The sequence below is a fragment of the Desulfosporosinus sp. HMP52 genome (assembly GCF_000765145.1).
Taxonomy (GTDB): domain Bacteria; phylum Bacillota; class Desulfitobacteriia; order Desulfitobacteriales; family Desulfitobacteriaceae; genus Desulfosporosinus.
The window spans coordinates 23,716-37,727 of the sequence record NZ_JMGA01000021.1; the positions used below are offsets into that span (position 1 = coordinate 23,716).

General features: G+C 41.7%; 13 protein-coding genes and 1 riboswitch. All 13 genes read left to right on the forward strand.

Going from position 1 to position 14,012, the window contains the following annotated elements; genetic code table 11:
• Position 1: 1 nt before the first annotated feature.
• The 13 genes from DP73_RS09795 to DP73_RS09855 all read left to right on the forward strand — a co-directional run bounded on the left by DP73_RS09795 (position 2) and on the right by DP73_RS09855 (position 13,614).
• Entirely contained in the window at positions 2–1,405 is a 1,404-nt protein-coding gene (locus tag DP73_RS09795; RefSeq protein WP_034599184.1) for a HAMP domain-containing sensor histidine kinase, read from the forward strand.
• Complete coding sequence (locus DP73_RS09800; protein ID WP_034599186.1) at positions 1,389–2,879, forward strand: hypothetical protein; 1,491 nt, start codon at positions 1,389–1,391, stop codon at positions 2,877–2,879. The genes DP73_RS09795 and DP73_RS09800 overlap by 17 nt, the downstream gene beginning before the upstream one ends.
• 143 nt (positions 2,880–3,022) lie before the next feature.
• Positions 3,023–3,631, forward strand: coding sequence for a hypothetical protein (locus tag DP73_RS09805; protein ID WP_052090531.1), 609 nt, complete (start codon positions 3,023–3,025; stop codon positions 3,629–3,631).
• A 103-nt stretch (positions 3,632–3,734) separates the two neighbouring features.
• The gene (locus tag DP73_RS09810; protein WP_034599187.1) at positions 3,735–4,799 is read left to right on the forward strand and encodes a DUF2157 domain-containing protein; all 1,065 of its coding nucleotides are present in this window, start codon (positions 3,735–3,737) and stop codon (positions 4,797–4,799) included.
• Positions 4,796–5,299: a GDYXXLXY domain-containing protein gene (locus DP73_RS09815; RefSeq protein WP_034599188.1), complete on the forward strand. Its 504-nt coding sequence runs from the start codon at positions 4,796–4,798 to the stop codon at positions 5,297–5,299. Before DP73_RS09810 ends, DP73_RS09815 begins: the two co-directional genes overlap by 4 nt.
• A 431-nt stretch (positions 5,300–5,730) precedes the next feature.
• The gene (locus DP73_RS09820) at positions 5,731–6,279 is read left to right on the forward strand and encodes an XRE family transcriptional regulator (RefSeq protein ID WP_034599190.1); all 549 of its coding nucleotides are present in this window, start codon (positions 5,731–5,733) and stop codon (positions 6,277–6,279) included.
• A 113-nt stretch (positions 6,280–6,392) separates the two neighbouring features.
• Positions 6,393–6,731, forward strand: a complete 339-nt coding sequence (locus DP73_RS09825; RefSeq protein ID WP_034599191.1) for a cupin domain-containing protein — start codon at positions 6,393–6,395, stop codon at positions 6,729–6,731.
• A gap of 64 nt (positions 6,732–6,795) precedes the next feature.
• Complete coding sequence (locus DP73_RS09830; RefSeq protein ID WP_034599192.1) at positions 6,796–7,890, forward strand: Xaa-Pro peptidase family protein; 1,095 nt, start codon at positions 6,796–6,798, stop codon at positions 7,888–7,890.
• A 110-nt stretch (positions 7,891–8,000) separates the two neighbouring features.
• Entirely contained in the window at positions 8,001–8,999 is a 999-nt protein-coding gene (locus DP73_RS09835) for an ABC transporter ATP-binding protein (protein ID WP_081963006.1), read from the forward strand.
• Between the two features lie 11 nt (positions 9,000–9,010).
• A complete protein-coding gene (locus DP73_RS09840) occupies positions 9,011–9,979 on the forward strand; it encodes a dipeptide ABC transporter ATP-binding protein (RefSeq protein WP_034599193.1) in 969 nt (322 codons plus the stop codon).
• Positions 9,980–10,074: 95 nt separating this feature from the next.
• The gene (locus DP73_RS09845) at positions 10,075–11,682 is read left to right on the forward strand and encodes an ABC transporter substrate-binding protein (RefSeq protein ID WP_034599194.1); all 1,608 of its coding nucleotides are present in this window, start codon (positions 10,075–10,077) and stop codon (positions 11,680–11,682) included.
• 83 nt (positions 11,683–11,765) lie between these two features.
• Positions 11,766–12,785: an ABC transporter permease gene (locus tag DP73_RS09850; protein ID WP_034599195.1), complete on the forward strand. Its 1,020-nt coding sequence runs from the start codon at positions 11,766–11,768 to the stop codon at positions 12,783–12,785.
• A gap of 1 nt (position 12,786) precedes the next feature.
• The gene (locus DP73_RS09855; RefSeq protein WP_034599197.1) at positions 12,787–13,614 is read left to right on the forward strand and encodes an ABC transporter permease; all 828 of its coding nucleotides are present in this window, start codon (positions 12,787–12,789) and stop codon (positions 13,612–13,614) included.
• Positions 13,615–13,874: 260 nt separating this feature from the next.
• Positions 13,875–13,957: riboswitch (cyclic di-GMP riboswitch) on the forward strand.
• Positions 13,958–14,012 lie beyond the last annotated feature (55 nt).

Consider the following 14,012-nt stretch of genomic DNA (forward strand, 5'->3'; position numbering starts at 1 on the left):
GATGAAAGGCATAAGAGCAAGGCTGACCGCTAATTTTATGATTATTATTATCATTACTGTGACAATTCTCGAGGTGCTCTTGATTTATACAGTTCGGCAAAACTACTATGGAAGTCTTGAAGGAAGTCTCACAAATCAGATTAAGATTTCCTCTGATTTGTATGCCAAGTACTTCTCGGACACCTCCCTTCAAGAAAATGTTCTCTACAATGTAGACGCTTTCTGGAACCAGAGTAATGCTGAAGTGGAAATCGTGGATCAAAATGGCAATATAGTTATGGACTCCTTAGGAGTAATTCCAGCGGGAAATGTGGCAGTTAATGATATCCAGGATGCGTTGAACGGAAAAATAGGAAAGTGGATAGGCAAACTGAATGGACAAAAGGTCATGGCAGTGTCCTACCCTTTAAAGTCTAATGATCAGATAGTGGGGGCTTTACGCTTTATCACTTCCTTAAGTTCTGTAGATCAGGATATTAAAAATACTGCCTATATCTTTATTTCAATTGGCCTAGCTGTAATCTTTTTTGCTGGTTTGATTAGCATCTTCTTGGCCAATACCATTATCGATCCGTTGCAAGAAGTTACAGCAACTGCTCAAGAGATGGCGGCGGGTAATTTTCAGGCACGCACTCAAAAAAAACGTGAAGATGAGATTGGCAAGCTATCCGATACGTTAAACTATATGGCGGATGAGATTGTGAAAAAAGAACAACTAAAAAATGATTTTGTCTCATCTGTCTCTCATGAACTGCGTACTCCTTTAACCTCAATCATGGGATGGGCTATTACTCTACAAAATGAACAGTTTCAACAGAAGGAGATGCTGGCAGACGGTTTGGGGATTATTGCTAAAGAGAGTGAGCGGCTTACTTTAATGGTTGATGAACTCTTGGATTTCTCGGAGTTTGTATCCAGCCGGGTAAAGCTGCAAAAAGAAGAAATCGATTTAACTGCTCTTATGGAACATATTAAAAAACAATTAACTCCAAGGGCAGTCAGAGAAGATATCAATTTTAACGTCCATTGTTCTCCTAATCTTCCCAGCTTATATTCGGATATTAATCGTCTAAAACAGGTGTTTATTAACATTTTAGATAACGCCTTTAATTTCACATCTGCCGGTGGACGAGTTGATTTCTCTGCCGTTATGCAAAAGGAAAATCTATTGTTTACCATAGCTGATACCGGTTGTGGAATAGCTCTTGAGGAGCTGCCTATGGTCAAAGAGAAGTTTTACAAGGGGAAAAGCTCTCGCTCGAAAAACGGAATAGGCCTGTCAATCTGTGAGGAAATCGTCAATCTAATGGGTGGAAATTTAGAGATTAGCAGTGTACTTAAGCAAGGGACAAAGGTGCTTATCACTTTGCCTAAAGAGGAGAAGGTCTATGCGAAGGGTGTATAAAATCTTACTTGTAATCTTTTTGCTTTTATCGTTAAGTGGGTGTGCCGATCTTTCTTGGACAACAGCGGGAAAAATTGTGCCTCCGGTTCATACTATGTGTCCCTTAGAGGGACAGTGGTTGGTCATCCAGGAGATGGAAACCGACGAAAAACCTGAAGAGGATAATCTAGGTTGGGAGGGCAAGAACATTCAATTATCAGGGAATTTTGCCTTGATGGGTGACTATGTCTGGAACCGCCCAGAATTTAAAATAAAGAGAGTTAATTCTACTAATTATTTAGTAACCAAATATCTCAACTTACCCAATGAGCTCATGCCGGAAAACAAAGATGTAGAAGTTATTACTGTATCCTCTGAAGAAAATTTTATTGGTGAATTCATGAGAATAGATGAGCAAAGGCTGATTGCCTTTGTTCAAAGTAACGTCTTGTACCTGAAGAAGGTCTCGGATCAAGTGGAAAGTGATTTAGTAGCTGTTGATCAAAATGACTTTATAGCGAACCAACAGAGCAATCCGGGATCGTCCGGGGTATTGTTAGGACTTAAACTGCCAAAAGAATCAAATGCTGAGGATATTGTAGCAAATGGCGAATTCACCTATCAGACTCTCTGGCTGGCCATCGATAATATGAAGCTACATCCTATATTAAAAGGAAACAATGTCTTCTTCCCGCGTAGTAGCGGCTTTTGGGAACTTCAGATACGTCCGGGGCTGGATGAACTAAGCTTGGAAGAGAGGTTATCTGCTCATGATGTCTCGACAAAGATCTTAGATTCCCAACTAAAGACTATGATTAGCCGGGGAGAGGCAAAGAAAAGTTCAGGCAAAAAGGTCATTGAGTATGTGGGAAATGACTTTGTCGTTGTGGAAAACAATTTGGGGGTGAATCATCTGCAGGTGCTGCCCGTGGATAAAATCTCAACCTCTGAGGGAATCAAGGTGTCTGACCTTTTGGGAGACAACGGATCAGCGGCCTATAGCAATGCGCGGGCCCAAGCCCGCCGGTCTCTCTATAAAAACCCAAATATTAAATCAATTGATGACCTGAGTGTGGAGCAGAATTTTGGGCTGATCCGAAAAAATGGGCATTGGTATCTGAGAGGAAGAATTAACTATTATTTACAAAAATCAAGTGAGCCTAGTTATCTGGATTTTAATGTGAATGTAGTTCCCCCTGGGAAATTGATTATGTATGACACTCTCTGTCTCAGCTGGCAGTATATTAAAGACAAGGTTCCCGATGCAGTTGATGCCTTTACATCCCCTAATCGGGATATGGCTCTGGTGGTGACCAAGACTAAGCTGTTAGCTTTTTCAATCACTGCCGGTCAACTGGTTAATGAGCCTTTGGCAAAAATTGACTTACCGTACGGGGCTTCCGTTATAATGGCTGAGTGGGCAACAGACTTTTACGTGGATAATTGGGAAAAGGCGTTTCTGGCCAATGGGGCTGAAGTTATGGAAAATGAATGACAAATCTGAGAGAGAATAATATCAATTGTAAAATAATTATTAATAGAGTAGAATATTAATTAATAAACATTTCAGAATGGTTTGCATTTGATATTATATCTGTCCCTAGTAATAGGCAAGTTGGAAGGAAGAAGGTTATATAATTGATAAAATATGGGTCGTTTGATGCCCCTACGGATTACTACTGTGAACATCTTACTGGGATTGATGAGCAAATTTGTGAACTTCTTGCCAAACGAAAGGAGCTTTCTAATAATAAGCCCGGATTTCCTGGAATGGAGTTGATTAATGCTTGGTGTGAAAGGTACGCACTTAACAAACCTATGTTATTAAGCTTATTCGGAATTATGTACAATGAGCCAATTCCCGTGTTACAGGAACAAATCGAGCCAGACGAATTCCTCAGATTTGTACCCATCCTGAAGAGTGTTCAATTGGATGATTTTTTTTATGCAGTAACTTACATGAAACAATATAAGAATGCAAGTGTAGTATCTGTAGAAATTGAGTTGGACAGTATAGAAGAAAATGTAAGAATTGGACATGCCGGACTAGAATTGTTTATCTCGCCAGACTATCAATGCCGACCTAGTAGAGGAGGAGGGGATAATAAAGGAATGCAGCATTCCTTTATAGTGACTCCATCACTCCCAGATGATGTGACTAACATGGAATTTAAACTGACGGTTCGACCCCATAATTATCATCCGAAGGTTGTGGCTCTAGCTAAATCACCTGTTACGATAAAGTAGAAATTCCTATAATCAAATTCATCTTTAATTATAGTAGGGTTAGAACTTTGCTATTCCGTGTTTCTATACAGGTGAAAATTTAGAGTAGAGGAGGGGAAACGGATTGAAACGTCAAATCACTAAAGGGAACTTCGCCTTAATCAGTAAGGAACTAGGTTACTTTGAAAGTTCTGGCTTAATCACAGAGGAACAAAAGCTAGGAATCTTAGAGACATATGATGTCAAAAGTGGCCCAAACTTTATTCGAGTAGTAGTTACCATCGGTGCCATTTTAGTGGGACTGGGAATATTAAGTTTTATCGCCAGCAATTGGGATGGAATTACTCATTTTGTTAAGCTACTAATCATCTTTGGAGTTTTTTGTGGGGTAAACCTAGCGGGGTATCAGTTGACTGAGACCAATCCTAGAACAGGCAGGAGCTTAATCTACCTGGGCACACTTGTTTATGGAGCGGGTATCTTTCTGATTGGACAGATGTACAATTTCGGAGGGGACTTTCCCACCGCATTTTTGCTTTGGTCCGTAGGTGTCCTGCCTATAGCCTTCCAGCAAAAGGATAAGTACCTAATGCTTTTTGCAAACTTGCTATTTTTGGTCTATCTTCTCGGTTCCTTTGAACAAGGATTCCCTTATGCGGGCTGGCTGGGGGTTCCAATTGTGTATCTTGCTTTGTACTACTTTGATAAATCCAGACAGTTGTTATTTGTGGCTAATTTGATAAGCTTAAGCTTTATTTTTCGAATGGCCTTAAGCTATGACCTGGATGGTTTATATGTTGCCCTGCTCTTTTTCTGCATAGGTCTGGTTATGTACGGGGTAAAGCACACCTTTGAGCAGGATGTTTTCCGTGTTCAAGGTCATATTCTTTTTGGGGTTACCGGTGTAATTTTAACCATCCCTGAGTTGTGGGATGTTCTGGTTAATGCCCAATCGACTCGTCTGGTAAGTATCCTCTTCGCCCTGGCTTTTGTGGCTCTGCTGTTTTTCTTAATCCGCAAGGGCAGTTTGATTAGTTTGGTCTTTGTATGTATTACGATCTTTAGATATTATACGGATACCTTTGCGTTTTTACCAAAATCCTTGTTTTTTATTGTCGGAGGTCTGCTCTTACTAGCCTTTGGTTTCTATTTTGAACGGATGAAAACAAAAGGGGGTAATTTGGCATGACCAAAAGGAAAACGTTCCTTCTTGCAGTAGCGATCCCCTTGTTCATCCTCTTAGCAATGACTATTAAACCTCAAGCAACTGTGCTCTTTGGGGAAGAGATTGTTCTGGAAACTAAGGCTTACGACCCGACAGATCTTTTTCGGGGAGACTATGTGGCCATTAACTTTGCTATCTCTGATGTTCCAAAGTCTAAAGTTTCCTTACCAATCGATAAGGTCTATAATAAAACCCTTTATGTAAACCTCAAGCAAGAGGGTAGGTATTATGTGATTGACCAGGTGAGTGAAACAAAACCAAAACAAGGAGTTTACCTAAAAGGCAAATTTCAGGATTCCTTTAATGAAACTAATTCCTACCGTGTCGACTACAGCCTGGATAAGTATTTTGTGGAACAAGGGAGTGGAAAGGATCTAGAGCTAGAATCCTTTAAGGGAGGACTTGAGGGAAGGGTAAAGGTGCTCGGCGGTTATGGGGTTTTGACGGGAATTGCACCGCGTTGAGATTATGTATAATGACGAAAAAGGACTGCTGCCATGTTGGCGGCAGTCCTTTTTCGTCATTATACATTGGGGTCTGAGTAGTATGAAAATAGGGTCCCTTGGGTTGGGCAGCTTCTCCCACATCCGTGAACTCAACACTCCGAGGCTCGCCCACACTCTTCCGCGGGAGCTTCGCCAAACCTCAGGGTAATACCTGAGGTGAACCGTGGCTGCGCTTCCCCGCGAAAGATTTGTGGGCCTTACTGCCTCTCCGTGTGATTCGTTCACTTCTGTTGGGAGAAGCTGCCTTTGGGAGAAATCGGGAGGAGCATTTTCTGCAAAGCGGATCTCTTATACTGAATACTGTATTATCTTTCCAAAAGTCTAGACATTTTAGTATTACTGTAATATATTTCATATAACTAAATTAATATAGGAATTAGAGGGATTTTATGGAGAATATTTATGAGCGAATTCGGAGCCTGCGTGTCAGCATGAATATGACACTTAAAGACTTAAGTGAAAAAACAGGACTTTCCGTAAGTTTTCTTTCTCAAGTAGAACGAGGAAACAGCTCACTGGCTATCACATCCCTGCAAAAGATTGCGGATGTATTTAAAGTTTCTATGTCCTCTTTTTTTGAAAATACTGTCACTAACAGCTTTTTTACACCCGTTGAGGAGCGCAAGCCTTTTCAGATTGAACGATCAAATTCGATCTTTACCCGCTTAGGAGGTAACTTTTCCGGAAAGGTTTTGGAGCCGATTCATATAGTATTAGCCCCGCACCAAGGGCAGGAGGTTGTTTTTAATCACCCCGGTGAAGAGTTCTACTATGTGTTGAAGGGGAAAGTCCTAATGCAGGTTGGAGACAAAGAATACGAAATGAACGAGGGCGATACGATTCATTTTCCTTCTCTTCTAGATCATACCTGGCATAATCAAACAGATGAACCAGTTCATATGATTGCTGTACTTACCCCCATTATTTTTCATGAGTAATCGTGTTTATATAGGGTTATATAGAGAGTTATATAGGTTTAACTAAGATCTTAAGGGTTTAAAATAATTAATTTAACTTAACTTAACTTGAAATGTTAGGAGAAAGCTCTTCAATGAAAATTATAACAAACGCAGATATTAAAGCAGCTGATCGAAGTGATGTGATCATGAAAACTCTGTTCGGTGCAGACGCGCTTAAGGATGCCCAGGTGACTATGGGAACAGTGGTATTTCCACCGGGAGCAAGAGTACCGGCTGAAGGCGTAGGAGTGCATGCTGAGCATGAATACTCGTTTATAATGCGTGGGTCTATTTTAACCGTGAGTGGAGGCAAAGAATGCCGGGTATCGGAAGGTCAAGCATCTTTAATCCCAGCGGGTGAGGAACATTGGGCCTTAAACGATGGAACAGAGAACTGTGAAATAGTCTGGTTCTTAGTGAAACAATCTTAATCTCAATTGGTTAACAGTGATTTAAAGACAATATCGAAGAATGACTAGGAGGGCACACGAATCTATGGGTAGTTATACAGCTAGAATCCAAAAAATCCAGGCAATCATGAAATCTCAAAACACTGACTATATGGTATTTGCCCCTACATCACAATTATTTTATTTAACAGGATTAAAGACCACAGCTGATGAAAGGCTGCAAGTTTTTTTAGTGCCGGCTGAGGGCAAACCGGTAATGATCATGCCGGATATGTATCGAGAAGCAGCAGAGAACCTGGAAGAGAAGAATTTTGACTTAGTGACCTGGTCTGATGAAACAGATCCGGTGGATTTATTGCTGACCCTAATTAAGAAGGAGTCAGCCATAGCAGCAATTGATGAAAGAATGTGGGCAGGACACTTCTTGAGTCTAAGAAGAGCTTTTATTGGGTTTGAGTTCATTGGGGTCTCAAATCTAATGCGGGAAATCAGAATGTTTAAAGACCAATACGAGATGAGTCAACTAGCAAAAGCCGGGGGCTTAACAGATAAGGTTATGGCGGAAGTACGTATGGTTATTCAACCGGGTATTTCTGAAAAAGAGTTAGCCTTTTTTGTGGAATCAAAGCTGAAGGAATATGGAGCGGAAGAGCTTTCCTTTAAACCCATTGTTGCCTCAGGGCCTAACACCTCCTCTCCTCACCACTATACCGGGGATAGAAAGTTACAGATGGGGGATTTAGTGGTATTAGATTTCGGAGGACTCTTCCAAGGATACTGCTCAGATATGACTCGAACCTTCTCTGTGGGTAAGGCCTCCGCAGAGGTCAAAAAAGTGTTTAATGCTGTAAAGGATGCCAACGAAGCCGGCTTTTTGGCGGTTCAGCAAGGGATTGCCTGTGAGAAAGTCGATGAGGCTGCTCGGGAAGTCATTTCTCGAGCCGGATATGGAGAATACTTTATTCACAGGACCGGACATGGCATAGGGCTGGATATCCACGAAGATCCCTATATAGTTAAGGGCAATCAAGAAATCCTCAAAACGGGTATGACTTTCAGCATTGAACCGGGTATTTATCTACCGGGTAAATTTGGGGTTCGTATTGAAGATATTGTTGGACTAACGGAAAACGGGCCGGTGCGTTTTAATAATTTTTCACGCGAACTTATCGAGACCTAAGAGCCTTATGTTCTAATAGTCAGAAGTTAACTTTCAAGTTCATCTATAGTTGAATTATTTCACAAGTTTCTGAAACCTAAGATAAGATAAATCTTTATGGAGACATGAATATGAGTGATGATATCGGACAGGACGATTTACTAAGAATTAATAACTTAAATGTGCAATTTAGAACTTCCGAAGGTGTGTTTAGGGCCGTTCGGGATGTGAGTATTTCAGTACGGTCAGGTGAAACGCTGGGCATTGTTGGGGAGAGTGGAAGCGGCAAAAGCGTTACCGCTCTATCAATTATGAACCTAGTACCTAATCCCCCTGGAGAGACATCAGGAGAGATAATTTTCAACCAGCAAAACCTCAGGGAATTATCGACCGAAGAAGTTCGCAAGATCCGAGGGAATGAGATAGCCATGATATTTCAGGAACCTATGACTTCTTTAAACCCTATTCACACTTGTGGCAAGCAGATCATGGAACCCCTCTTGCTGCATAAAGGCTTTAGCAAAAAAGAAGCCAAGGCTCGTGCCTTGGAACTCTTGAAGCTGGTGGGTATTCCAATTCCGGAGCAAAGGTTTAAAGAGTACCCTCATCAATTATCCGGTGGAATGCGGCAGAGGGTCATGATTGCCATGGCTCTAGCCTGTCGACCTAAACTACTTTTGGCGGATGAACCAACAACAGCTCTAGATGTAACCATTCAGGCTCAAATTATGGAGTTGTTAAAAAATCTTCGCAAGGAAATTGACTCGGCCATTATCATGATTACCCATGATTTGGGGATAATTACGGAAATGTGTGATCGTGTCGTAGTCATGTATGCCGGTCAGGTGGTAGAGTCCGGCCCCCTTAAAGAATTGATCAGAGAGCCGCTGCACCCCTATACCGAGGGATTATTAAGGTCTATTCCTACTATTACCAAAGAGAAGCAGCGCTTACATACGATTGAAGGCACAGTGCCCAGCCCCTTCGAAATGCCCTTCGGGTGCAGTTTTCAACCCAGGTGTAACTATTCAACGTCAAATTGCTCAGAGCAGGCTCCTGATTTAATCCATGTATCCCCAGATCGCGCTGTCAGATGCTGGCATCATGTCAATGAATTAGGCAAAGACTAGGAGAGTGGAACATGGAAGATAATGTGCTTCTGCAGGTGCAGAACTTAAAAATGTATTTTCAGAGCGAAAGCAGCTTTTCTTTTAATAAAAAGTATATTAAAGCTGTAGATGATGTTTCATTTGAATTGTTTAAAGGGGAAACCTTTGGTTTAGTGGGAGAATCCGGGTGCGGCAAAAGTACTCTTGGACGCACCATACTTGGCCTTTATAAACCAATTGCCGGCAAGGTGATTTTTGAGGGAGAGGACATAGTCTCCTTGAAAAATAACCGGATGAAAGACATGCGAAAAAAGATGCAGCTGATTTTTCAGGATCCCAGCGCATCCTTAAATCCCAGAAAGACCATTGAGGATATTTTAAATGAGCCTTTTCACATTCATAAAGTTGGCTCAAAGGTTGAGCGAAAAGCTAAAATCAAAGAATTAATGAATCGAGTAGGATTATCCGAGTACCACTTGAGCCGTTATCCCCATGAAATGTCGGGAGGGCAAAAGCAAAGGGTGGGGATTGCCCGGGCTTTAACCTTGAACCCTAAGCTGATAATCTGCGATGAGCCAGTCTCTGCTTTAGATGTTTCGATTCAAGCACAGGTTATTAATCTATTGGAAGATCTCCAAAGAGAGTATGACCTGACCTATTTATTTATCTCCCATAACCTAAGTGTGGTTCATCATATCTGCAATCGTGTTGGAGTTATGTATCTGGGAAAACTTGTTGAAACCGGCAGTCATGCGGATATCTATCATAACACTCAACATCCCTATGCCAAAGCTTTGATCTCGGCAATTCCCAATAGTGATCCGGATCAGCAAAAGGAACGGATCTTGCTAAAAGGGGATGTGCCAAGTCCTGCTAATCCTCCATCTGGGTGTCGCTTTCATACTAGGTGCCCTGAGGTGACAGACTTATGTAGTCAAGCTGAGCCTCTGCTAAAGGAGGTGTTTCCGGGTCATTTTGTAGCTTGCCATGGAGTTGAATAATCTAAAAGGAGGGATATTCGAACTTTAATGTTACTCGTACTTACTTGAAGGTGATGGTTGTTACCCAAAATAAGATTTGAAAGGGGAGGAAAATTGTGAGAAAGAACCTTAGAGTTTTAGTAGCTCTACTGACCTGTGTGTTGCTCTTTGTTGTAGGATGTGGCGGCAGTAAGGATGCTGCAACTAAGCCTGAAGCCTCGGATGGTACTAAACAGTTGATAATGGCCCTGGATCCTGATTATGAAACCTTTGATCCTGGTCTAGCCTATGAGGTATATGCTTTATTAGTCTTGCATCCCGTTTATGATACCTTAATGCAGTTTGAGGATAATCTGGATGCCCCTATTGATGGTATTGCGGAAAGCCATGAGGTCAGCAAGGATGGTCTAACCTATACCTTTAAGCTGCATAAGGGAGTAAAGTTTGCCAGCGGCAATCCTCTCTCTTCTCAAGATGTTAAGTGGAGTGTGGAGAGATCCATTAACCTAAAAGGTAATGGTGCCTTCTTAACGGATGGAATTAAATCCATAGAAACTCCGGATCCGGACACCGTTGTTTTTAACCTGAAGGAGCAAGACGCATCCTTCTTAACTAAATTGACCTATAATGCCTTTGGAGTTATTGACAGCAAATTGGCCATGGAGAATGGGGCAACCAATGCCCCAGACGCCAGCACCTCCGATAAGGCCAAACTGTGGTTTGATACCCACTCTGCCGGATCAGGTCCTTACGTGATTGAATCTTATACGCCTAAAGTGGAAGTGGTCTTAGCTCGGAATAAGAATTATTGGGGAGAAGCTCCCTATTACGATAAGGTTGTTCTAAAAGCAATTTCTGATCCCGGAACCCAATTGATGATGCTGGAAAAAGGGGATATTGATATTGCCTTTAATTTAGGACCTGAACATGTCAAACAAATCCAAGATAAGCCGGGGATTGAAATTAAGAAAGCCCAATCAATGACCCTAACCTTTTTATTGATGAACCGGGATCCTAAAATTGGCGGCCCGATTGCTAACCCGGATGTACAGAAAGCAATTCGCTTGGCTTTAGACTATCAAGGAATGCAGACAATAGCCGGTGAGGGTTCGATTACACCTGTAGCACCCTTCCAAGTGGGATTTCTAGGAACTTTGCCTCCACGAGATCCCAAAACTGCTCAAGATATCGAGAAGGCAAAAGAGTTAATGAAAAAAGCCGGTTATGAAAAAGGATTTAAGACTACCTTGGAAGTAGCTACTTTGGCTGTTGAAGGTATGGATTTACCAACCTTGGCGCAAAAGATCCAGAACGATTTGCTGCAAATAGGTATTGAAACAGAAATTAAAACCTCTGATATTATGGTGGCTCTCGATCCTTATCGTAAAGGTACCCAGGCTCTGTCCCTGTGGTATTGGGGTCCTGACTATCCGGATCCGAACACCCAATTAGCGTTTTTACCCGGTAATCCAGTAGGTCTGCGTGCTAATTGGACAGCTGCAATGAATCCGAAATTAGTAGAATTGGGCAAGAAAGCTGCGGTAGAGGTAGATAAAGCTGCCCGAGTCAAGAACCTTGAAGATATTCAAAAAATAATGGACGAAGATAGTGCCTTTGATGTCTTGCTCCAGCATGCTCGTCATTACGCAACCCGTGATAACATTAAAGGAACCGACTATATTGATCTCTACAAAATAAATTTAAAAAATGTTTCAGCAAAATAGTAACCTAGAGGGCAGATGCGTTTCAGCATCTGCCCTCCCTAGAAGTTAGTTTGATTGAACAGGCCTGAAGGGGGTGAATATCGTTGGGACTTCTTAAGTATATAGCAAGAAGATTGTTTTTCTTAGTGTTTCTGGTTATAGGAGTTTCGCTGGTTGTCTTTGTCATTTCTCACTCAGTGCCCAGTGACCCTGTTTTGGCCAATTTAAGTCAGAGAAATATTGATAACCCAGAAATGGTGGAGGCTTTTAAAGCCAAGTGGGGGATGGATAAACCCTTATACACTCAATATTTTATTTATGTCGGTAATTTGGTTCAGGGAGATTTAGGTACCTCTATCAGAACCCAGCGTCCGGTACTGGATGATTTGAAAGACTATTTTCCAGCTACTATTGAATTAGCTATTTTCTCAATTATTATTGCCATTGTTTTTGGTATGCTATTTGGAATAATTTCGGCCATTAAGCGCAACAGCGCAATGGATCAACTGATTAGGGGTATTTCTGTTTTAGGAGTATCTGTCCCTAGTTTTTGGTTGGGACTTATGTTCTTACTGCTGTTTTATGTACATTTTGGGATAGCCCCAGGCCCCGGGCGAATAAGTCCATATCTGAAACCACCCGTTGAAGTGACTCACCTTTATGTTATTGACGCTCTTCTGGCGGGAAATTGGAGTCTGGCCAGGGATGCTTTATGGCATTTGCTTTTACCCGGGTTGGTCTTGGGTTCTTTTACTATGGGCTTGATTACCCGTACAACTCGCTCCAGTCTGCTGGAAGTTATGTCCTTAGATTTCATTCGTACGGCTAGGGCAAAAGGTCTGACGGAAAAAATGATCATAATGCGTCATGCCTTGGGAAATGCTTTAATTCCTGTTGTTACTGTTATTGGTATAGGGTTTGGCAACCTTTTGGGAGGTATGGTGTTAGTAGAAACGATATTTGCCTGGCCTGGTATCGGGCAATATGCCTATAAGGCAGCAGGGAATTTGGATTTTCCTGCTATCATCGGGGTATCAATCTTGATTTCCATTAACTATGTTGTGATTAATTTGCTCGTCGACATTCTTTATGGAATTCTTGACCCCAGAGTGAGGTATCATTAATATGCTGCTGCGAATCATGAAAAACAACTTTCTGTTTTCGATAGGTATAATCGTATGTTCCTTGTGGATTGTAATTGCTCTGATGGCTCCTTTGATTACCCCTTATAGCTATTTGGCCCAAGATCTGGCCCATCGTTTTCAAGCTCCCAGCAGTCTTCATTGGTTTGGAACGGACAGCATCGGACGAGACGTTTTTAGCCGTGTATTGATGGGCAGTCGCATCTCTCTGATTGCCGGACTGGCTACTATTATCCTGGCATCCATTGTTGGAATGATTTATGGCGGTATTGCCGGCTATATTGGTGGACTAGCCGATGAAATCATGATGAGAATCTCAGAAATGGTTATGGCCTTTCCTGGAATTATTTTAGCTATGACCATTGCTGCTGCTTTAGGCCCCAGCCTGTATAATACTTTGTTGGCAATGGTGATCATTTGGTGGCCTAACTATGCTCGAGTAATGCGCAGTATGGTTATCGCCAACAAAGAGAATGAATATGTTGAAGCGGCAAAATCCCTGGGTGCCTCCCATTTTAGAATATTTTTCAATGAGATTTTGCCTAATAGTGTTGGCCCGGTCTTAGTCTTAGCTACCCTGGATTTTGGTAATGCAATTCTTCTTTTTTCGGGTTTGAGCTTTTTAGGGTTAGGTTCTCCACCCCCCACTCCGGAATGGGGAGCAATGGTTGCAGACGGGGTATTGAATTTTAACTATTGGTGGATTGGGACTTTTCCTGGCTTAGCGATTCTGACCATGGCTGTTGGAACGAATTTCATAGGGGACAGCTTAAGAGACTTTCTGGATCCTAGGTTGAGAAAGGAGCTTTAGCCCCTATAGGAAGTCGTTGTCAGGAGTTGAGGAGAGTGTAAAATTAACGACGGAGATGGTTAATTTTACACTCTTTTTATTAGGTTCTTACCCTATGAGGTACCAAATCCAAATAAAAGTAATATATAGAAGGAAATTCGGTTTTTATCGCTGAATTGAGAGAAATTACAAGTTTAAGTATATTATTTGGCTAAATTGTGTGATATATTAGGCATAAAGACCTATTGGCATAGCACTTAGGTCATAAAAATATCGTAATTCTGCGATAATGGCAAACTCAGTGAGAGCTGGGGACGCAAAGCCACGGGTCTTACACGTGTGTGAAGACAGCCGGGTTATCGAATAGATGAAAGGTTTCGCTGAATTATTTCAGCGTTTTTTTGTTTTTAGGAGGAATT